The following is a 20,766-nucleotide window of genomic DNA, read 5'->3' as shown; positions in this document are numbered from 1 at the left end:
GGATAGAAACAAAAAAGCATCTTAAAAACATCCAGCTATTCTCTCTTCAAGAAATAAAAAATATTCATCTTTCCAAAAATTGCGATGCACATTCATTAATTTTGTCTCGAGATATTTTCAAAAAATTCTTTCATACGTGAAAAAAAACCATGCGATTGTGGTGAATTCTCATGATTTGAAAGCTTCTCAAATTTTTGCAACAACTCGCGTTGTTCTTGCGTTAGTTTCTGCGGCGTTTCAATAGTGATATGAATATAAAGATCGCCCCTTGTTTGCTGATGACGTAACATGGGCATTCCTTTGCCTTTAAGGCGGAATTGACGTCCATTTTGCGTCCCTTCTGGAATCTTAACACGTGCTTTGACACCGTCAAGGTCGGAAACCTCAAACTCTCCCCCCAAAGCAGCTGTAACCATTGAAATAGGAATGCGACAGTGAAGATCCGCTCCTTCTCGCTGAAAAAATTCATGCGATTTAATAGAAAGAAAAATATAAAGATCACCACTAGGACCACCACGAATGCCTGCATCTCCCTCACCAGAAAGACGAATACGCGTACCATCTTCAATACCAGCCGGAATGTTCACGCTCAATGAGCGTTTTTTTTCCACCCGTCTCGTCCCCTGACATTTTGGGCATGGATCCTTAATAGTTTCACCACGTCCATGACATATAGGACATGTCCGCTCAATAGAAAAGAAACCTTGTGCAGCACGCACACGGCCAGCTCCATGGCAAGTTTCACAAACTTGTGGCTTAGATCCCTTTTTCGCGCCCGACCCTTCACAAGAATCACAAGTAACGGAACTAGGAATATTAATTTGCGCAGTTTTTCCTGAAAATGCCTCTTCCAAGGTCACTTCCATATTATAACTCAGATCTGCACCACGCTCGCGGCCATCACTACGCTTACGGTGCACTCCCCCCATAATTTCGCCAAAAAAATCTTCGAAAATGTCGGCAAATCCACCACCAGAAAAACCACCAAAGGGATTTCTCCCTCCTTGATTGCTATTTTCAAAAGCTGCATGGCCAAATCGATCATAAGCAGCGCGCTTCTGGGGGTCTTTGAGAACTTCATAAGCCTCGCCAATTTCTTTGAATTTCCGCTCTGCCTCTTTATCCCCCGCATTGCGATCAGGATGGTATCGCATCGCCAATTTACGAAAAGCAGACTTCAGCTTTTTATCATCACATTCGCGAGTCACGCCAAGAATTTCATAATAATCAACCTTCATCATGTATTCCTGATAATTTTTTGTCATCCATCTTTAATGAATAATATTTGCTTTCAATTTATATTTTTAGTCACAAAGTTGCAACTTATCTCAAACAACAAATCCCAGCCCTATATTTCAAAGGCCGGGTTTATTAGCATCTATAAATCCATTTGCTTACACTATTTCTTCTTATCATTAATTTCTTCAAAATCAGCATCAACAACATCATCATTTTTCGTATCTGTTTCAGTATCTGCTGTTGTTGCTTGTGAAGCTTCATACATGGCTTGTCCGAGCTTCATACTGACTTCTGCTAATTTCTGCATTTTTGCTGTTATTTCCCCAATATCAGTACCATCAAGTGCAGATTTTAAATCAGATATCGCGGACTCAATCTGTCCCTTCTCTTCAGCTGATACTTTATCGCCATACTCTGTAAGCGACTTTTCAGTTGAATGGATAAGAGCCTCTGCTTGATTTCTAGCCTCCACACCTTCACGGCGCTTTTTGTCTTCAGCCGCATGCTCTTCTGCATCCTTTACCATTTTTTCTATGTCAACATCACTTAAACCACCCGATGCTTGAATACGAATCTGATGTTCTTTGCCAGTTCCTTTATCCTTGGCTGAAACATTCACAATACCATTCGCATCAATATCAAAAGTAACCTCAATCTGAGGAACACCACGCGGTGCCGGTGGAATACCAACAAGATCAAATTGGGCTAATAACTTGTTATCGTTAGCCATTTCGCGTTCACCTTGGAAAACACGAATAGTTACAGCATTTTGATTGTCATCAGCTGTTGAAAAAACTTGTGACTTTTTAGTTGGAATAGTGGTATTTCGTTCGATGAGACGTGTAAAAACTCCACCTAACGTTTCAATACCCAAAGATAGAGGTGTTACATCCAGCAGCAATACGTCTTTTACATCGCCTTGCAATACCCCTCCTTGAATAGCAGCACCCATCGCCACAACTTCATCCGGATTAACGCCTCTGTGTGGATCCTTTCCGAAGAAGCTTTGTACAACTTCTTGAATCTTGGGCATACGCGTCATACCGCCCACTAAAACAACTTCGTCAATCTCACCAGCTTTCAGTCCTGCATCTTTCAATGCAGCTTTACAAGGATCGATAGTGCGTTGAACCAAATCATCAACGAGAGACTCAAATTTCGCCCGAGTCAATTTCATTGTTAAGTGCTTGGGACCAGATTGATCTGCCGTGATAAATGGCAAATTTATTTCCGTCTGTTGTGAAGAAGAAAGTTCAATTTTTGCTTTTTCTGCTGCTTCTTTCAGACGCTGCAATGCTAGTTTATCATTTTTCAGATCAATCCCTTGTTCTTTCTTGAATTCATCGGCAAAATAGCCAACTAAGCGCATGTCAAAATCTTCACCGCCTAAAAAAGTATCTCCGTTGGTTGACTTAACTTCAAAAACACCGTCTCCGATTTCAAGCACAGAAATATCGAAGGTACCGCCACCAAGGTCGTAAACAGCAATTGTTTTTCCGTCTTTTTTATCCAAACCATACGCTAAAGCAGCAGCTGTTGGCTCATTGATAATCCGCAAAACCTCTAGCCCAGCAATTTTGCCCGCATCTTTAGTAGCTTGACGTTGTGCATCATTGAAATAAGCAGGAACAGTAATAACTGCTTGTTCAACTTTTTCACCAAGATAAGACTCAGCCGTTTCTTTCATCTTTTGCAAAATCATAGCTGAAATTTGTGACGGAGAATACTTCTTACCCGCTTCTTCAACCCACGCATCACCATTATCACCCTTAACAATTTTGTAAGGTACAAGCGCTTTATCTTTTTCAACCATAGGGTCATCAAAACGGCGCCCAATTAAACGCTTAACTGCAAAAACTGTTCCTTCAGGATTCGTAACTGCTTGCCGTTTAGCAGGTTGCCCAACAAGCCGCTCGCCCCCATCAGTAAAGGCAACAACAGAAGGCGTCGTCCTTGCTCCTTCTGAATTCTCGATAACCTTTGCATTTTTGCCATCCATAACAGCAACACAAGAGTTAGTCGTCCCCAAATCAATACCAATTACTTTTGCCATATTATAATCTCCATTCAGCAAGCTATCTCAACCTTCATCAAGCATCTTTCTAAGACAGCTCCTTATAACACTTAAAGCCTGCACTTCACTTCGAGTTACACAAAAATAAACTGCGAGTCATCGTAACAAGCTTTTCTGCTCCGTATATAAGAACAGGCTCTTATCGCTACAAGAGAATAATGAGAGAAACATTCTTAAAATAAAATTTTTCTTTAAAAACGGGCATTATACTTACACGAAAATACTCTCTTTGATTAATGACGCAGACATCGTGACATATCTTTTGCGACTCTCATAAACATACACGCACATAAAGATTGAAAAAAGAGACAATGATGGAGCATTTTCCTCTATTTCGCACAGTCACAAAAGATACTCACGTAAAAGCTTTTAAAAAATTACTGCGCAGACGCGATAAATTTATGCAACGAATACCACACAACCTCTCTTAGCCAAACCTCTATTGCCCGTTATATCCTCATGTAAATAATGAGCTTGATGTTCCTTAGATCGACTGCTTAATAACGTTAAACTCCACTTTGCTAAATACTAATGTTTGTGAGGATATTATCTGCCAATTCACTCTTAGTAATTCTGCTGCTAACTTCCTAATTGCTTACTGTTTTTTGAACACTGACTTTGAATGTACCAAACATAACTTTCTCCTTCTTTACATACTTCTTAAATTGGAAAGTATAATAAGAACAAACTTGTTGCACTTAAATATATTGCCATTTTGAACCTTAATCTCCTCCCCCCCAAAACCTGCAAGCTCATGCACCCTTATCCCCATAATATAACTCGAGCAATTCTTTCTTTTATTTTGAATAAAAATCCTGCTAAAACAGAAGGAGATGAATCTCACGAAGGAGGGTAAATCAATGATGACACTTGCTGCGAAGAGAATAAAGAATCTCATGTCTAAAGATCCTTATTATGCACAATATTTATTCAAAAAAATTATTGTGAATGGTTTATGCGCTCTTATCTTTGTTTTTATAATTCTGCCATCTGCACTTGCTCAACAATACCGACTTGGTGATATAGAAATTATTCGTCCTTGGACGCGCGCAACACAAAAAAGTGTAAAAGTTGGAAGCGGTTATCTCTACATCATTAATCATGGCAACACACCAGATCGTTTAGTTTCTATCTCAACAAATGGGGTGCAGACAACAGAAATTCACTCCATGACGGTTGTCAATGATATTATGAAAATGGAAAAAGCACATAATGGCATTGAAATCCCGGGCAATGGCGAAGTTACACTTAAGCCTGGAGGTGATCACATTATGTTCACGGGACTTTCACAACCGTTCAAAACAGGTGACAAAATCAGCGCAACATTGACATTTGAAAAAGCGGGGACAATTGACATTGAATTCTCTGTAAACGCTATGAGAGCAACATCACCTCCAAAATAAGCTCTCGCTTACTAATTTTTTTATCACCATTAACCTAACATCTCAACATAAGAAGCGTGGAAAAAAAATTTACACGCTTCTTATTTATTTTATTTAGCATTGTAGAACATACCGTAAAAAAGCAAAGGACTTACCCTTGGTCTAATTAGGTGCGATCGATTTCAGGAATGCGCAAAACTTGTCCAGGATAAATTTTATCGGGTGATTTCAGCATCGGCTTATTGGCTTCAAAAATGGATGTGTTTTTATCACCTTGCCCTTTTCCGTAAACTTCTTCAGCAATTTTCCAAAGATTATCACCAGATTTTACTTCATAAAAACGAGAGGATTTCATAGGCGCATTATCTGCAGTATCTGCAACCTTTAATTGGTCAATATCAACAGAAGAAATACCCTGCGAATTACCAACAACCAAAAGCGCTTTTTCAAGTGTTTCTCTATCTGGAACCTCACCACTGAGAACAGCTTTACCGTTTTCAATCTGAATATTTACCTTTTCTGTGCCAAGTTGAAAATTATCAAATGCAGCTTTAAAGTCCTTTTCTTCTGGTTCATTATTGCCAACACCCAACTTTTCACCAACTGTTTTCATAAAATTAAAAAGTCCCATTATAGCCTCCTTTGCCTGTAGTATAAATAAATTTTTTATGCATATAACACCACACTCTTTTCTTTGCTCTTAAAAAGAGATAGGCATTTTTTCTGAACTTCAACAATCAAAAGCAAACCTGTTCAATTATGGGACATAATGTAACTATAAACTTTGATAAAAAACATCTTTATAAAAATTTTCTCTCAAGCGGAGGGATCTTAACACGCGCAAAAACGTTATAAAATTGCAAAGATAAAACAAGCTTTTACCGCAAAAATAGAAGAGTTTTCACTTTGCTACAATTTGTATCATATTTGTTTTGCAAAAAAAATGTGAACTCCCATATAAATAGCGTGAGTAGTTTGCTACCACGACAATAGAAAGGTCTAAGAAGCCATGAAAGATACACCAGCAATCACGCAAACGATTGTACTTGTTGATGATGACCGTAACATCTTGACATCTTTATCTTTTGCGCTTGAGACAGAAGGTTACCGGGTTGAAAGTTATACAGATGGAGCATCTGCACTCAAAGGTCTAACACTGCATCCCCCGCATTTGGCTATTTTTGATATTAAAATGCCCCGAATGGATGGGATGGAACTTTTGCGCCGATTGCGTCAAAAATCTGATATTCCAGTTATTTTTCTTACCTCTAAAGATGATGAAATTGATGAACTGTTTGGTCTCAAAATGGGAGCTGACGATTTTATTACCAAACCTTTCTCTCAACGTCTTCTCATTGAACGCGTAAAAGCTATTTTGCGCCGTTCCAGCGCTCGTAACCAACCGCTTGCAACAGGAGCATCTCCTACCTCGTCGCTCAAACGTGGAGATCTTGTAATGGATCAGGAACGTCATACCTGTACATGGAAAGATAAACCTGTTATCCTAACTGTTACAGAATTTTTGATTCTACAAACCTTGGCGCAAAGACCAGGAGTTGTGAAAAGTCGTGATGCTTTAATGGATGCTGCCTATAGTGACCAAGTCTATGTAGATGACCGTACCATCGATAGTCACATTAAACGTTTGCGTAAAAAGTTTAAACAAGTGGATGATGATTTTGCAATGATTGAAACACTTTACGGTGTGGGTTATCGTTTCCATGAGGTATGAAGCTATTTTGTCGCAAAAATTTGAACGGCGATCAAATCGATGACAAAAAATAATCAACCGGAAACTCTGCAAAAAACAGCATCAAATGATATCCCCTCAACACCGTTTCTTATGTTTTCCCATTTCCATTTTCGGACACAACGTCTCCTCAGACAATTGTTCTTTTCTAGTCTTACACGCCGCATCGTCATTTTAAATCTTGCTGCCCTTGCTATTCTGGTCACGGGCATTTTATATCTTAATCAATTTCGTGATGGTTTAATTGAAGCAAAAATCAGAAGCTTATGCACACAAGGAAGGATTATCGCTGGAGCCATTGCAGCTTCTGCAACAATAGATACAAATTCTATTCTCATTGACCCCCAAAAACTTTTGGAATTACAAGCCGGAGAAAGCGTTACGCCCGCACCTCAATCAACAGACTCTTGGGATTTTCCCATTAATCCTGAACAAATTGCTCCTCTTTTACGGCGTCTCATAACACCCCAAACAACAAGAGCACGTATCTACGATCGTGATGCTACTTTACTTCTTGATTCGCGCGTTCTTTATTCTAGCGGAGAAGTTTTTAGCTATGATTTACCCCCAATTAAAACGGAACAAAACCTATGGAAGCGCTTCACTTCGTGGTTTTCAAGCGCATTTTATAGCAATGGTATTTCCATTGATAGAGAACAAGCAAAAATCCTAGGTATTGCTTATCCAGAAGTTTACCGAGCCCTCAATGGATCTCTTGCTACTGCAAAACGACGTAACAGACAAGGCCAATTAATCGTTTCTGTTGCCGTGCCTGTTCAGCGCTATCGTGTGGTGGTGGGAGCGCTTCTTCTTTCAACCACAGGTTCAGATATTGATAACATTGTAAAAGGTGAAAGGCTGGTTATTTTTAAAGTCTTTGTCGTTGTCGGAAGTGTACTTTTAGTACTTTCACTATTTTTAGCCCATACGATCGCGCATCCATTGAGTAAATTGTCTGCCTCTGCTAACCGTGTGCGAAATGGCAACAGTAAGCGCATAGAAATTCCTGATTTTTCAATGCGCGAAGATGAAATCGGTCATCTTTCAACCTCTATTCGTGATATGACAAATGCCCTTTACACACGCATTGAAGCAATTGAACGCTTTGCTGCTGATGTAAGCCACGAATTAAAGAACCCACTTACCTCCTTGCGTAGCGCTGTTGAAACACTTCCGCTGGCTAAAAATGAAGAAGCACAGGAACAATTGCTTGAAATTATTCAACATGATGTACGTCGTCTTGACCGTTTGATTACTGATATTTCTGATGCTTCACGGCTCGATGCAGAACTTGCTCGTGAAACCGCGCAAATCGTGGATGTAACATTGCTTCTGGAAAGTCTTGTTCATGCTGTTCATGAAGTATACCGTAATACACAAACCATTGATATAAGTCTTAATATTGTCCCGCGTCCTCATGGAAAAGCCTATCTTGTTTTGGGACATGAACTCCGTTTGGGGCAGGTTATTTCAAATCTCATTGAAAATGCACGTTCTTTCATTCCCCATGATAACGGAAAAATTTGTATAACTATGAAGAGTAATGCTTCAACTCTCACCTTAACCGTTGAAGACAATGGGCCTGGTATTCGTTCGGAAAATATTGAACGCATTTTTGAACGCTTCTATACGGATCGACCAAATGAAGATACATTTGGGCAAAACTCAGGACTCGGCCTTTCTATCAGTCGGCAAATTATCGAAGCCCATAATGGGACAATTACAGCTGAAAATATTGTTGACCCAAAACTCGAAAATAGTAAAACTGGTGCACGTTTTATTATTGTGCTTCCATTCGCCAAATAAACCCTTCATCCAAAGCAAAAAGCATGACAACAAAAAATGAAATACTCCATGAAAATTACCTCCAGCTTGGAAGGAAGAGTCTGTTTATTATAGGCCCTCAGGAAAATCAACCATAACTCTTTCTTTACTCGACCGTGCTGGGGAGTGATCAAAACGCAAAGCGAAGCTTATCAGTGACGATTATACAATGCCTTGTGTGGAAAATGGAAAACTCTGTGGATATATTCCAGAAGGTTTGCAAGGTGGTATCGAGATTCGTGGCGTTGGTCTCTATACGATAGAGTTTGAAAAACAAACAACTATTGATTGCGCTATTCCTCTTGATCCTGAATATGAGCGCTTCTCAACGAATCAAACTTTTAAATTTGCGGATCTACATATTCCTCTTTTAAAATTTACCAGCCTTCATGAAGCATGATTGTACTGCCATTTATCATGCTATTGAAGCATTCCTTTTTAGAAAAATATAGTCGAAATCTATCTAATTTTTTCTAAAGGGGAAAAAAATCATCACCTTTTCTTTTTTTGAAAATTTTTCTTAGCAACGCAATAAAGCCTTGTAGAATAGCCTTTTCACCATATGGTTGGATCTTTTAGTTGACAGGAGTTTGTATAAAATGATTGGACTCGTGCTTGTAACGCATGTTGAACTAGCTGTTGAATTTTTGCATGCTGTGGAACATGTTGTTGGAACACAAGAAAAATTTTCAACAATATGCGTATATCCCGATGATGACATGGATCAGCACCAAGATGATGTTATAGCCGCAGTTTCCTCTACAGATACAAACAATGGTGTGATCATATTAACAGACGTGTTCAGTGGAACACCATCAAATATAGCTATTTCTGCTATTAAAAAGGACGTATTGAAATGATTGCAGGTGTTAATTTACCAATGCTCATTAAACTCATTTCTATCCGCCAATGCCCTGATATTTCATTATCTGAAGCTTTAAAAATAGCACAAGAAGCAGGGCGTAAATATATTAATGTGCCGAATATGATTTTAGCGGATAATTAAATAATAATGCTCTCTAGAGACGCTCTCCCACGTATATTAAGCCGCCATTTCAATATCTGTAATAAACGTAGATTGCACGCGCGTGCTTCTGCAAAATTTGTACAAACTGTCGATAATTTTAACGCTATTGCTAAAGTTGAAAAAGACGGGAAAATCGTTGGTAGCTCATCAGTTATGGAACTTCTGATGTTAGCGGCTTCACCCGGTTGTAACGTCACGATCCACGTTTCAGGACCAGAAGCAACTGATGCGCTCGATGCTCTTGGAGAGCTTATGAACAATAAATTTGGAGAAGAAAATTAGAATTTTTTACCAGAAGAAGAATGATAATTGTTTATAAGATAAGAAAATTTTCTCCCATTATTATATTGATTGGCTTTTTTATTTTTCTCTTCAAAAGACCAACGTTCATATTCCATATTCATTGTTTCATTATGAATTGGCACTATGATTATTGTAAGCGTAGGTTGTAGAAATTTTGTTGTGCTCAACATGTATAATGAAATATTTATAGTAAAGAGAAACATTCATCCTTTATTGGATGTGCTGACCTTTAAGCTATCGTAAAAAAGTCAAATGTACTCAAAATTAAAAATTTATCTTTATTTTAGGTCGTACTGCAGTATTTATGGATGAAAACACAAAACAACCTTCTGCTTCACATCTTTGTGATAAAACACATGCAAATACACGCTTTTATTGTCATCATAACCATTTTTGTAAGCTTAAGAAGCTTTATGAATTCAATTCACCATTATAGCAGGGGCATTCTTTAAATATCCTTTTTCTGCATCATAGCATTATCCAAAATGATATATATCTTATTCTCACAATCTGCCGTTGTGCTTGCAATGGCGTTTTTTTATTGTAAGGAGATGCTATGCAACGTCTATTTGGTGCTCTTCAAGTTCCTCAACAAATAACGGAATCACCCATATCACTGCAAAATGGCTTATCGAAAGCGCAGTGGATTAACCCGAAAATTTTCATATCGCTCTATCTTTTTTTGGCGAAGTTGAGAACTCCACAACAAATGCACTTATTCGTACCTTTGATACAATAAAGCTTCCTCATTTTGTACTACAACCAAAGGGTTTTGAAGTTTTTTGCTCAGAAAAAGCCCCACATTCTCTTGTTGTTCGTATTGAGCCTTGTGAAACTCTCAGCCTTTTACACAAAAAAATGCAATCCATTCGAGGCAGTCTAAAATTAACGCCTGATGAAAAGCAATTTGTCTCCATATTACTGTTGCACGATTGCTTAATATTAAACCAGAAGACCTTCCTTCTTATCTGTCTTCTCGAAATGATCTTTCATTTCCTGCCTTTGAGGTTGATCATTTTGTTTTATTGTTATCACAATCCCCCTCAAGTGAGGCCTCATATATTGTGAAAAAAAGCTGGACACTTCAAGGATAAAGGGTGCTAAAACACCCCTTAGAGCTCTCTTTGGTAAAATACCCCGCGAATGTGGGATTATGTATAAAACCACACCTCTGTGTCAGTGACGTCATTATTGATATGTCTTAGACCGAATCAGATTCAACAGAGGGTTCTTTCATTCCCCCTTTGGCTACGCCCACTACCGCAGGACGCAGAACACGCTCACCAATAATATAACCTGCCTGAATAACTTGTTGAACAGTATTATCTGGAACATCAGAGTTAGGGATTTCAAACATTGCTTGATGAAAATGAGGATCAAATTTTTGCCCCTCTGGGTGAATCTTCTTTATCCCGTGACGCTCTAACGCTGCTATCATTGCACGCTCAGTCATTTCCACGCCCTCAGCCAACGTTTTCAAACCAGCATCATTCTCCTTTGCCCCTTCTGGAATAGCTTCCAAAGCCCGATTGAGGTTATCAGAAACAGATAACATATCACGTGCAAAACTAGCGATTGAATAAGCCTTCGCATCTTCTACATCACGTGCAGTACGACGTCGAAGGTTTTCCATATCTGCAGCAAGACGTAAGAGCTGATCTTTTAACTCTTTATTTTCGTCCTGCAAAGCAACCAAGGGATCGATAAATTCATTTTTTTCCTCTTCAACATCTGCGCAAGCCTCTGCTTCACGTGTTTTTAAAAAATCATCAGCTGCTTGTTTAAGTGTATCGCGGTCAGCTGGATTTTTCAAATCGCAATTTTCAAATGAAGCGTCAGTAAATTTGTTTTTTTCATCAGACATAAAAATTCCATTCCTTCATAAGATTTGTTATTATCGATATCGAAATTTTGTAGACAAAAATCAAGAGGTATTTACGTATCTTAATACAATAAGCGTTTGCAGTACAAATATTCACTTGATCGTTTTAACGCAACAGTTGTGATATAAGTTGAGCTGTATAGTCAACCATGGGCACAATCCTAGCATAATTAAGCCGTGTGGGGCCAATAACTCCTAGAGCACCAATAACTCTTTGCTTTGAATCGCGATAAGGTGCCACCACTAAAGAAGAGCCAGAAAGTGAGAACAACTTATTTTCCGAACCAATAAAAATGCGAACTCCCGAACCTTCATCTGTTAAATCGAGAAGCTGTGCCATACTTTCACGCGTTTCAAGGTCATCAAACAGATGTCGTAACCGCTCTAAATCTTCTTCTGCTTTCACATCTTCAAGCAAATTGCTTCGCCCACGAACAATAAGATGTATTTTATGATCAGCACCTTCTCCTCCCCAAAGAGCCAACCCCGTTTCAACAAGATGATGAGATAAATGATCAAGTGCAGCCCGCGTTTCTGAGCATAAACGTGCAATTTCCTCTTTAGCTTCACTTAATGTTCGCCCCTGAATATGAGCATTGAGAAAATTCGTTGCCTCCGTCAGTTGTGCATGGGTAACCCCTTCTGGTAAATGAACAATACGATTTTCAACCTCACCTTGTTGAGTCACCAAAACCGCAAGAGCATGCTCTCCATCAAGACGCACAAATTCAATATGCTTTAATGTCCCTTCATGTTTTGTGGCTAAAACGAGCCCTGCTCCGCGTGAAAGATCTGAAAGAACTTGACTCGCTTGAACGAGAAAATGTTCAACTGATTGTGCATGACCAGCCTCCTTTACTTGATTTTCAATACTCTCGCGCTCCTCAATTGGTAAATCACCCGCCTCCATAAATGCATCAACAAAAAATCGTAAACCTGATTGTGTCGGCATTCTTCCTGCAGATACATGAGGTGCATAAATCAAACCGAGATGTTCAAGATCGCTCATCACATTACGAATTGTCGCAGGTGATAATGTTTGTTGCAAAAGCCGTGAAAGATTGCGTGACCCTACAGGCTCACCATCATTGAGATAGGCCTCAACGATATGGCGAAAGATATCACGTGAACGCTTATCAAGATATTGTAGTTCATTATCAATAGGTTTACGCTTCATCACAATTGTGTCACTACTTTTAAAATACTCTCTCTTTATATAAGTTTTGCCAATGTTTGGTCAAATAGTTTAAAGCAATGCAAAAGCGTAGCACATATTTATCATAAAAAAGAAAGATACTTTTGTATGTCTTTCCAATTATTGTTCTCATCAAATACGTAAGATGTCATTTGAACAAAATATGAATAAACATTCAAAAATATTATGTCTCGTAAAATCTGGCAGAATTTATGTTATATGATCGTTCAAGCTGGTTTTTAGCACAAAAAATAGCTATCCACTTTCAATTTGGAGAGATATATATGAGAAGCATATCAACTAAAAAACTCATCATTGCTACACATAACACCAGCAAATTGCATGAAATTAGCACATTGATTGCTTCTTTTGGTCTAAAAATAAAATCAGCAAAAGAGCTTGAATTACCTGAACCAAAAGAAACAGGAACAACGTTTGAAGAAAATGCTTATATCAAAGCCTTTGCAGCCGCAAAAAATACAGGACTTCCTGCCCTTTCCGATGATTCAGGCTTAGAAGTGGATGCATTGGATGGTGCACCAGGTGTTTATACAGCAGACTTCGCTCTTCAACCCGATGGCACACGTAATTATTTAAAAGCTATGCAAAAAATAGAAGACGAACTCCAAAGAATCAAAGCTTATGAAAAAAAACAACGAAAAGCTCGGTTTATATCGGTTATTTGCATTGCATGGCCCGATGCTCATGCAGATTATTTCCGCGGATGCGTTGAAGGCACATTCATTTGGCCTCCGCGTGGCGATAAAGGCTTTGGCTTTGATCCAATCTTTTTACCAGATGGATATGAAAATACCTTTGGCGAAATGACAACAAAACAAAAACATGGCTGGAAACTCAACGGTAAAACACCCCTCTCGCATCGTGCGCGTGCTTTCAAGCTTTTAGCAGAAAATCTTTTGGTACGCTCATGAACGAAGCTTTTGGCATTTACATTCATTGGCCTTTTTGTGCAACCAAATGTCCCTATTGTGATTTTAATTCACATGTACGTGCCCATGGTGTTGATCAGCCACGTTTTGTAACCGCCTTTGAACGCGAAATAGAAACGCAATACCATAAAATAGGCCCACGTCGTATTACAAGCATTTTTATCGGTGGGGGCACACCTTCTCTTATGACACCTCAAACTGTTGATACCTTATTGCAGGCAGTTGCAAAAAAATGGACAGTCGATGATAACGTTGAAATTACACTGGAAGCCAACCCATCAAGTGTGGAAGTAGAGCGCTTTCGCGGATACCGCATAGCAGGAGTTAATCGCCTATCTTTAGGGGTGCAAGCACTTAACGACAAAGCGCTAAGAAAACTTGGCCGTCTTCATGATGTGAAACAGGCTCTTCACGCCATTGCCTTAGCACGAAAAATCTTTCCACGATTATCTTTTGATCTCATTTATGCCCGCCCTGAACAAACACTCAAGCAATGGAAAGATGAACTTTTTCAAGCCATAGATTTGGCAGCAGATCATCTTTCTCTTTACCAACTAACTATCGAAGAAGGAACTGCCTTTAAACGACTTCATGCCGCCGGAAAACTTATTCTTCCCGCTTCAGAACTCGCAGCAGATCTATATTATCTTACCCAAGAAATAACTTCACTGCACGGGCTTCCAGCCTATGAGATCTCAAATCATGCGATTCCCGGTGCAGAATCAACACACAATCTTCTTTATTGGCGTTATCATGAATATGCAGGTTTTGGTCCAGGAGCCCATGGACGCTTTGTTGAGCGCTCACCTGATAATTTTTCTACCTACTCAAAAACCCCCCTCTCTCAAATTGAAAATTGTAAACGTTATGTCACAATAAATGAAAAATACCCTGAACATTGGCTCGAATTAGTAGAAAACACTGGACACGGCTGTGTTGAGACAGAACAATTGACCGCACTGCAGCAAGCAAATGAAATGCTTCTCATGGGACTGCGTCTTTGCGAAGGTTTAGATCTTTCACGTTATGAAATCCTAAACCCCAATGGCTTACCGATGGAAAAGATTATCGATTTACAACAACAAGGGATGGTCGAAATGGTAGAAAACCAGCGCTTAAAAGTAACAAATAAAGGGCACATTCTACTTGACCACATTATCAGACAGTTGGCACACTAAAATTCCTGTGACTTCAGCCCGTTATCATATCACTTGCTTCATAATATTTATGGTTTTCAATTTAAAAAAAGCTGCTTTAAAAACAATTGCATCTCTCTGCAAAAAAATTAACAATGAAACGTTCATAGATAGAGGTGAGGGTTTCCAACGCATCAAGGGGTACACATTCATCTACCATATGCATCGTTTGCCCTGGCAAACCAAATTCAACCACTGGACAATAATCTTTAATAAATCGCGCATCTGAAGTTCCCCCTGAAGTTGAACATTCTGGTATATTTCCCGTTACACTTTCAATAGCATTCGATAAAATTCTAATGAGTTTGTCATTTTTGGTCAAAAAAACATCCCCCAAACTTGGAATCCATTCAAACTGATAATAGGGGTATTGATTGCTGTTGTTTTTTGATTGCACTGAAGAGAGACGCTTTTCAATTTCTGCAATGAGCGTTTCTTTTGTCCAAAGATCATTGTAGCGTATATTAAAACGAATTATCGACTGCGCTGGGATAATATTTACTGCGCAATTATCTGTATCAATAGCTGTTAATTCCAAATTGCTTGGTTGAAAATTTTCTGTGCCGTGATCTAAGGCTGTTTGTGTCAATGCTTGAATAAGCTTATTTACTAAGGGCAATGGATTGGCTGCCCGTTCAGGAAAAGCAACATGACCTTGACGCCCTTTAACCGTAATGATACCAGAAATTGATCCTCGGCGACCGATCTTGATCACATCACCAACAGTTTTTACGCTTGTTGGTTCTCCTACAAGAGCCGCAGTCCATTTTTCCCCTTTTTGCTCTGCCCATTTGAGAAGTTTGACCGTACCGTTAATTGCAGAACCTTCTTCATCACCAGTGATCAGAAGGCTTATTGTTCCTTTAATAGACTGTTTCTCTAAAACCCGAGCTAATGCTGCAATAAAACAAGCGATCCCACCTTTCATATCAACGGCACCCCGCCCGTATAATTTGCCCTGCTCTATTACACCTTCAAAAGGAGGATATGTCCAGCTTTCCAGCTCACCTGGCGGCACCACATCAGTGTGACCTGCAAACATAAGATGCGGTTCCCCTTTTCCCATTTTTGCATAAAGATTTTCAACATTGTCTGTATTTTTATCTGAAAAAATAGGACGCTCAACACGAAATCCTATCTTTGTTAAAAACTGTTCTAAAGTTGATAAAGCACCCGCTTCATGAGGTGTAACAGAAGGACAACGAATGAGTGCCCGTAAAAGCTGAAGTGAGTCTGTAAGGACAGGCATAAGCACTTTTCCAATCTTGAGTTTAAGAATTATCGAAGATTAGTAAGCTGAATTACAAAAAAGATAAAGAAAAAACACTGAAGACCTCAGCAAACTAAGCAGGGGAAGACAATCATGCTGAGGCTTCAATGAATTCTTCACCATATGATGAAGCATATACATAATGGAAAGCTCAATAAAAAGTTCCATTAAATGGTGTTCTATTCAGGATCTTTTCATATTTCCAGACTCATCCAACTGATATGAATGAAAATTGATGGCTTGTAGTGTATGACCATTTTTCTTTAACCAAGCACGATATGTTTTACTTTCTGGACAAAGTTTTTCACAAAGAGTCCAAAATTTAGGTCCATGATTCATTTCAATAAGATGGGCGACCTCGTGCGCAACAATATATTTAACAATTTCTTTTGGTGCCATAATAAGACGCCAAGAAAAAGAGAGGCGCCTATCTACCGAACAAGATCCCCAACGACTTTTCGTATCTTTATAACAAACCGACTTCACTTTACGCTCTACTTTATGTGCATAATGTGTAACTAATGGTGTTATAGTAAGCGCAGCCTGTTTTTTTAAAATATCAGCAACACGTCTTGGCAAATATTCTAATTGTCCATAAACTACAATTTGAGGTTCTTGTCCTACATCCCCTGCAATTATTTCCGTCACACCACGCCCTGCTCTATGTCTTATGGTATGTGCAACACCCAATAAAGGAATCTTTACACCCTCTTTGAGATAAGAATTTTTGTGAGAAAATTGTAGGTGAGCAAGGCGTGCTTCAATCCAAGATCGGTGCTTTTCAATAAAACCTTGAACTGAACAGAAGCTTATCCCCGGTGGTATTGTTGCACAAATTCTTCCGTCACTCGCATTAATACGTAATGTGAGACAACGTGCATGCTTGTGTTCACGTATCTGTAAAGGCACAACGCGATCAGAGAAAATAAAATGCTGTTTATAGATGGCCATACATTATATCTTCATCGTAAGTGAATTTGACCCTTCTTTCGCATTAATCTGGTCAATCAATGACCTCAATGCCGTCTCTAGGCAATCCAAATCTTGCGGACGCGAAAAGCGATGATCTGCATCACGAACGAGTGTCAATATTACATCATTTAAAGGCAAATGATCGAGTAAAGTCAATGTATGTTGATAGGGTATCTCCTTATCTTCCATCCCCTGTAAAATATGGATTGGACAGCCAACATCAATACATCCATTCATGATACAATTGTCTCGTCCATCTTCAATTAAGGCTTTTGTAAAGGGCATTGGCTCCGCATCACCAACTGCAGGTCGTTCAACATATCCTTTTTCTTCCAAAATTTTCCATTCCTCTGAGCCCAACTCTGGTTCTACCAATGTTTGTGTAAAATCAGGAGCTGGCGCAATCAACACCATACCAGCAAGCCTCTTGTTTTTTCGCGCTAGCATCATAGCAAGTCTTAAAGCAATCCATCCTCCCATAGAGGAACCAATCAAAATTTGTGACCCTTCACAATAGGTTTCAAAAATTGCTAAACTTTCTTTAACCCAACGTGAAATCGTCCCTTGAAAAAAATCACCCTCAGACTCTCCATGGCCAGAATAATCAAAACGTAAACAGGACAAACCACTCTTCTGTGCAAAATTATCAACCAACATTGCTTTGCTTCCCAACATATCAGATTGATAGCCAGGAAGCCAAACTAAACCGGGAGAGCAACTGCCTTTACGATAACGTACTGCAAGCGCAGTACTTTCAAACGAAAAAAATTGGCAAGGAATATTTTGATCCATAATCATTGTCCTCTATAAAACACTTTTACTGATAAAAGAAAAATTTCTACCTCCAAATTAAACCCAAAAATCATAAATCAAATAATGAAAAAAGCACGAATTCTAGTTGTTTTTCTGTGTATAATTGTATATTAAATTAAGCTATAGATAAATCAAAATTAAGGAGCATAAACCATTCGCAGACCGTTTAAAATGACACCTACCCAAAAAGATGGGCCACGTTCAAATCAGGATATCCGTGTTCCTCGCGTCCAACTTATCAATGATGAGGGACAGCATCAAGGTATCGTTGCAATACAAGAAGCACTTGCTATGGCTGCGGACGCAGGGCTTGATTTGGTTGAAATTGTACCAAACGCGGAACCACCCGTGTGTAAAATCATCGATTTGGGAAAATTGAAGTATCAAACCCAAAAAAAAGCAGCTGAAACACGTAAAAAACAAAAGATCATCGAAATCAAAGAGATTAAGATGCGCCCAAATGTTGATATCCATGATTATGGCGTCAAACTTAGGGCTATTCACCGCTTTATTGGTAATGGCGATAAAGTAAAGGTTACTTTGCGTTTTCGTGGTCGTGAAATGGCGCACCAAGACCTCGGATTAAAGCTGCTTCAGCGTGTTAAAGAAGATACGAGTGAAATTGCTAAAATTGAATCTGAACCAAAACTTGAAGGTCGTCAAATGATGATGGTGATAGCAGCTAAGTAATTTTTCATTGAGATAATGGACAGAATGCAACTTACCTAGAGTTTGAGTGTGTGGATATGGTTTAAAAGCACTGCATATGGCTGTTGTAGTGCTTTTAAGTGTTTATTGTGGTGTGCTAACTTCTCTGTTAAGAGAATACTCTCTTGTTTATTATAAAGACTAAGCGTTTTTAATGCGAGTGCTTTAGTCTTGCGTAAAACAACGATAAAATATAGAAGCACTTCATGGTCAAAAAACAAATTTCTGCTTTTGATACACATCTTATCTTTCGTCTTTTGCGAGAAAATTTTTATAAACATGCATATTGGTATAGTGCAGCTATTCTTTCAATGATCATTATTTCCTGCACAACTGCAGCTAGCGCATGGATTATGCGTGACGTGGTCAATTATATTGTTGATGCACAAAATTTTGGTATGATCGTTTTGATTTCTAGCATCATTGCGTTCATTTTTATTCTTAAAGGGATTGCAACTTTTGCTCAAATTTACTTTTTAAGTAAAGCAGGCAACAGCATCATCGCTGAACAACAGCGCAAAATTTACGCACGCCTTATGGAACAGGGTGTTTCTTTTTATCACAATAATACTTCATCTGATCTTCTTGTCCGCGTAACCCACAACGCCACAGCAGCACGCAATGTCATTGATACAATTATCACAACTTTTGTGCGTGATTTGCTTTCCGTTAGTGGTCTATTGCTTGTCATGTTGATTCAAAATTTCATGTTAATCGCTATTACTTTAATAGTGGGACCACTGGCTTTTTTGGGGATTCGAATGGCTTTAAAACATATTCGTAGTCTTGTGGAGAAAGAGCTCCTTTCGCTCGGTGAAATTATCAAAATTGTGCAAGAAAGCTCTATTGGTATTCGAGTCATCAAGGCTTTTTCATTAGAAGAACTGATGAAAAAACGTATGGACAAAGCCATTTATAATGTTGAAAAACAAGCAAATACTATTGCAATGCTTCAAGCCATTACAAATCCGATTATGGAAACACTCGCTGGTATTGCTATTGCGGGTATTATCTGTTTTTCCGGTTATCTTGCCACCCAACGGGCAGGTATTCAAGGTGAATTCATGTCATTTATTGTCGCTTTACTTCTTGCTTATGAACCGGCAAAAAGACTTGCAAATGTGCGTGTTAAAATTGAATCTGGCTTGGTTAACATACGTACAATGTACGAAATACTCGATCATCCCCTTACGATTATAGAACACGAAGAAGCCAAAGATCTGGATAAAAAACAAGGGAGCATCCGTTTTGAACATGTTTTTTTTGCATATACGGATAACAAAACGGTGTTAAAAAACATCAATCTAGAAATAGAACCCGAAAAAATAACCGCATTGGTAGGACCTTCAGGATCAGGAAAATCAACCCTTGTTAATCTAATTATGCGCCTTTATGATCCCGCAAAAGGACGCATATTGATTAATAGTCAAGATATACGCTATGCTACATTCCGCTCCCTTAGAAGTCTGATAGCCTATGTAGGACAAGATACTTTTCTTTTTCAAGGAACGGTCAAGTATAATATAGGACTTGGAAAAGTAGGAGCCAGCGATGATGAAATTATCAGAGCAGCAAAATCGGCCAATGCGCACGACTTTATTATGAATCTACCAAATGGCTATGATACACAAATCGGTGATAATGGCTGTAATCTTTCAGGTGGACAAAAACAGCGACTCGCTATTGCTAGAGCAATGCTTCATGACAGTGAAATTCTCATTCTTGATGAAGCAACAAGTGCACTAGATTCACACACAGAAGAACAAATTAACGAGGCTCTTGATCATCTCACAAAAGGGCGTACGACTATTATTATTGCTCATCGCCTTTCAACAATTGCTCAGGCTCATAAAATTGTTGTCATAAAAGATGGTCAACTGATTGAGCAAGGCAACCAAAAGGAATTGCTGGAAAAAGAAAATGGTTTTTACAAAAAACTCCACAATATCCAATTCAAAAAGCATACATCCTAATTCTTAGATATTTAAGTAATATCTGATATAAGAAGTGGATAAGTGATCTTGTTTCTTTGTATACAACCATAGAATATCGTGGATGTGTTATTACATTACGTGCGGCGATTAGCAAAAGATATACGATTTAATGAAAATAAATATCTAAGTTCGCAACTAAAAACCTTACCCATTGTTTTCTTGAAAGTGTTTATTTAAAAACAGGAAC

16 protein-coding genes and 3 pseudogenes are annotated in these 20,766 nt (G+C 38.7%); 11 read left to right on the top strand and 8 right to left on the bottom strand.

From position 1 onward, the window contains the following. Positions 1–95 precede the first annotated feature (95 nt). Both dnaJ and dnaK read right to left on the bottom strand, forming a co-directional pair. Positions 96–1,238, bottom strand: a complete 1,143-nt coding sequence (gene dnaJ / locus V4B17_RS07230; RefSeq protein WP_455480214.1) for a molecular chaperone DnaJ — start codon at positions 1,236–1,238, stop codon at positions 96–98. A gap of 161 nt (positions 1,239–1,399) precedes the next feature. Next, on the bottom strand, positions 1,400–3,292 hold the full coding sequence (gene dnaK / locus V4B17_RS07225; RefSeq protein WP_455479458.1) for a molecular chaperone DnaK: 1,893 nt from the start codon (positions 3,290–3,292) through the stop codon (positions 1,400–1,402). A gap of 881 nt (positions 3,293–4,173) precedes the next feature. On the opposite strand from dnaK, the gene V4B17_RS07220 reads away from it, so the two are divergent. After that, entirely contained in the window at positions 4,174–4,716 is a 543-nt protein-coding gene (locus V4B17_RS07220; RefSeq protein ID WP_455480213.1) for a copper chaperone PCu(A)C, read from the top strand. 145 nt (positions 4,717–4,861) lie between these two features. Here the strand turns inward: V4B17_RS07220 and lysM are convergent, their stop codons facing one another. Then, on the bottom strand, positions 4,862–5,326 hold the full coding sequence (lysM, locus tag V4B17_RS07215) for a peptidoglycan-binding protein LysM (RefSeq protein WP_455479457.1): 465 nt from the start codon (positions 5,324–5,326) through the stop codon (positions 4,862–4,864). Positions 5,327–5,704: 378 nt separating this feature from the next. Here lysM and V4B17_RS07210 point away from each other — a divergent pair, with 378 nt between their 5' ends. The 6 genes and pseudogenes from V4B17_RS07210 to thpR all read left to right on the top strand — a co-directional run bounded on the left by V4B17_RS07210 (position 5,705) and on the right by thpR (position 10,693). Beyond that, the gene (locus V4B17_RS07210; protein WP_455479456.1) at positions 5,705–6,427 is read left to right on the top strand and encodes a response regulator transcription factor; all 723 of its coding nucleotides are present in this window, start codon (positions 5,705–5,707) and stop codon (positions 6,425–6,427) included. 39 nt (positions 6,428–6,466) lie between these two features. After that, on the top strand, positions 6,467–8,251 hold the full coding sequence (locus tag V4B17_RS07205; RefSeq protein WP_455479455.1) for a stimulus-sensing domain-containing protein: 1,785 nt from the start codon (positions 6,467–6,469) through the stop codon (positions 8,249–8,251). A 23-nt stretch (positions 8,252–8,274) separates the two neighbouring features. Next, a pseudogene (locus V4B17_RS07200) lies at positions 8,275–8,721 on the top strand (hypothetical protein). A gap of 147 nt (positions 8,722–8,868) precedes the next feature. Continuing rightward, a pseudogene (locus V4B17_RS07195) lies at positions 8,869–9,275 on the top strand (PTS sugar transporter subunit IIA). Between the two features lie 6 nt (positions 9,276–9,281). Further along, entirely contained in the window at positions 9,282–9,578 is a 297-nt protein-coding gene (locus tag V4B17_RS07190; protein ID WP_455479454.1) for an HPr family phosphocarrier protein, read from the top strand. Between the two features lie 577 nt (positions 9,579–10,155). Then, a pseudogene (gene thpR / locus V4B17_RS07185) lies at positions 10,156–10,693 on the top strand (RNA 2',3'-cyclic phosphodiesterase). Positions 10,694–10,800: 107 nt separating this feature from the next. Here thpR and grpE read toward each other — a convergent pair. Then, on the bottom strand, positions 10,801–11,463 hold the full coding sequence (gene grpE, locus V4B17_RS07180; protein ID WP_455479453.1) for a nucleotide exchange factor GrpE: 663 nt from the start codon (positions 11,461–11,463) through the stop codon (positions 10,801–10,803). Positions 11,464–11,587: 124 nt separating this feature from the next. Continuing rightward, positions 11,588–12,658, bottom strand: a complete 1,071-nt coding sequence (gene hrcA, locus V4B17_RS07175) for a heat-inducible transcriptional repressor HrcA (RefSeq protein WP_455480212.1) — start codon at positions 12,656–12,658, stop codon at positions 11,588–11,590. Positions 12,659–12,960: 302 nt separating this feature from the next. Here hrcA and rdgB point away from each other — a divergent pair, with 302 nt between their 5' ends. Further along, entirely contained in the window at positions 12,961–13,608 is a 648-nt protein-coding gene (gene rdgB, locus V4B17_RS07170) for an RdgB/HAM1 family non-canonical purine NTP pyrophosphatase (protein ID WP_455480211.1), read from the top strand. Then, the gene (gene hemW / locus V4B17_RS07165) at positions 13,605–14,804 is read left to right on the top strand and encodes a radical SAM family heme chaperone HemW (protein ID WP_455479452.1); all 1,200 of its coding nucleotides are present in this window, start codon (positions 13,605–13,607) and stop codon (positions 14,802–14,804) included. The genes rdgB and hemW overlap by 4 nt, the downstream gene beginning before the upstream one ends. Positions 14,805–14,880: 76 nt before the next feature. On the opposite strand, the gene dapE is transcribed toward hemW, so the two are convergent. The 3 genes from dapE to V4B17_RS07150 all read right to left on the bottom strand — a co-directional run bounded on the left by dapE (position 14,881) and on the right by V4B17_RS07150 (position 17,856). After that, complete coding sequence (dapE, locus tag V4B17_RS07160; protein ID WP_455479451.1) at positions 14,881–16,071, bottom strand: succinyl-diaminopimelate desuccinylase; 1,191 nt, start codon at positions 16,069–16,071, stop codon at positions 14,881–14,883. A gap of 204 nt (positions 16,072–16,275) precedes the next feature. Further along, positions 16,276–17,043, bottom strand: coding sequence for a M48 family metallopeptidase (locus tag V4B17_RS07155; RefSeq protein ID WP_455479450.1), 768 nt, complete (start codon positions 17,041–17,043; stop codon positions 16,276–16,278). A 3-nt stretch (positions 17,044–17,046) separates the two neighbouring features. Beyond that, positions 17,047–17,856: an alpha/beta hydrolase gene (locus V4B17_RS07150; RefSeq protein ID WP_455479449.1), complete on the bottom strand. Its 810-nt coding sequence runs from the start codon at positions 17,854–17,856 to the stop codon at positions 17,047–17,049. Between the two features lie 192 nt (positions 17,857–18,048). Between V4B17_RS07150 and infC the strand changes: the two genes are divergently transcribed. Both infC and V4B17_RS07140 read left to right on the top strand, forming a co-directional pair. After that, positions 18,049–18,567: a translation initiation factor IF-3 gene (gene infC / locus V4B17_RS07145; protein WP_455479448.1), complete on the top strand. Its 519-nt coding sequence runs from the start codon at positions 18,049–18,051 to the stop codon at positions 18,565–18,567. 224 nt (positions 18,568–18,791) lie between these two features. Next, positions 18,792–20,558, top strand: a complete 1,767-nt coding sequence (locus V4B17_RS07140) for an ABC transporter ATP-binding protein (protein ID WP_455479447.1) — start codon at positions 18,792–18,794, stop codon at positions 20,556–20,558. The last annotated feature ends 208 nt before the right edge of the window (positions 20,559–20,766 follow it).

This window comes from Bartonella sp. B23, assembly GCF_053793815.1.
The sequence above is the reverse complement of the archived record's forward strand: the minus strand, read 5'-3'. Positions and strand labels throughout refer to the sequence as shown.